This window comes from Desulfurococcus sp. (assembly GCF_049970475.1).
Lineage (GTDB): Archaea > Thermoproteota > Thermoprotei_A > Sulfolobales > Desulfurococcaceae > Desulfurococcus > Desulfurococcus amylolyticus.
On sequence record NZ_JBMFMW010000162.1, the window covers coordinates 1 to 1,175 of the forward strand.

The following is a 1,175-nucleotide window of genomic DNA, read 5'->3' on the forward strand; positions in this document are numbered from 1 at the left end:
AACGACCTTGCTCACCATAGCCACTATATATAAGCCTACAAGCGGCGACATATACGTGTATGGACACAGTGTTACACGGGAGGATTACGCTGTAAGAAAAATCACTGGGATAGCCTTTCAGGATCCGAAAGCACTCTGGGTGGATAAACCATATGATCTATTAATGTGGCATGCAAAGGTAGTAGGCTACAGTGGTGAAGAAGCTAGGAAAGTAGTAAGGGAGGTCATGGAAACCCTGGGGCTCTGGGAGCACCGTAATAAATACTTCTACCAGTTAAGCGGGGGTACCCGTAAAAAAGTGGAGCTGGCTAAAGTATTGATTCAGAAGCCGAGACTTGCAATACTGGATGAGCCAACGGCTCAAGTAGATGTCTTGGCCAAGCATGCTTTATGGAACATAATAGAGGGGTTGAAGAAGGAGGGTACGACTGTTATACTTGCAACCAACGATATGTTTGAAGCTGAAAGGGTGTGTGAGAGGATAGCTATAATATATAAGGGCCGTCTAAGAGCGCTTGGAACGATCAGCGAGCTCAAGGATATGATTCCAGGCGGCGACGTGGTGGAGATACAGGTTAACAATGATAAACTTCCTAATAATATTGTAGAGAGGCTTAATGAGTATGGTAGAGTAGAGTTTAAGAACGGAGTTCTCAGAGTATACCTTGAGAAAGGAGAGGAGAAGGTAGTAGACATAGTGGATTTATTAAAGAAGAATAATATCACCGTGTCAAGGCTGATGATCAAGGAGCCAACCCTTGACGATGTGTTCACATATTTAACAGGAGCTAGTCTCAGGGGAGAGGGATAGTGTTCTTTCTTAGTGATCTAAGAGATTTAATCCATGTTATCGAATGGGATTTAGAAAGACTCAAGACGCAGAAAGTCTTCGTTGCAATGAGGCTTAGCTGGTTTGTGATCCAGGTATTCATATTTGCAAGAGCAATATCCCTTATAGTTAGACAGTTAACCGGGATAAACTACTATGAATTCTACCTGCTAGGAGTATATGTGTCGATACTGTATTCAACAAGCATATCAAGGGGATACGTGATAGCGGATGAATTTGATGATGGAATAGTCGAATACCATTTATCTCTCCCTATTAAAAGAAACATCTTCGTGCTGGGCAGGATACTTGGGTGCTCCCTGGCTGCATTATTATTCACATTACC

1 protein-coding gene and 1 pseudogene are annotated in these 1,175 nt (G+C 42.7%); both read left to right on the forward strand.

What is annotated here, in order from left to right; genetic code table 11:
- Window positions 1-811 (forward strand): ATP-binding cassette domain-containing protein (locus ACP5N5_RS07010; RefSeq protein WP_428134527.1); only part of this gene is annotated, 811 nt, incomplete at its 5' end.
- Window positions 811-1,175 (forward strand): annotated as a pseudogene (locus ACP5N5_RS07015) (ABC transporter); the annotation flags it as partial. The gene ACP5N5_RS07010 and the pseudogene ACP5N5_RS07015, both read left to right, overlap by 1 nt.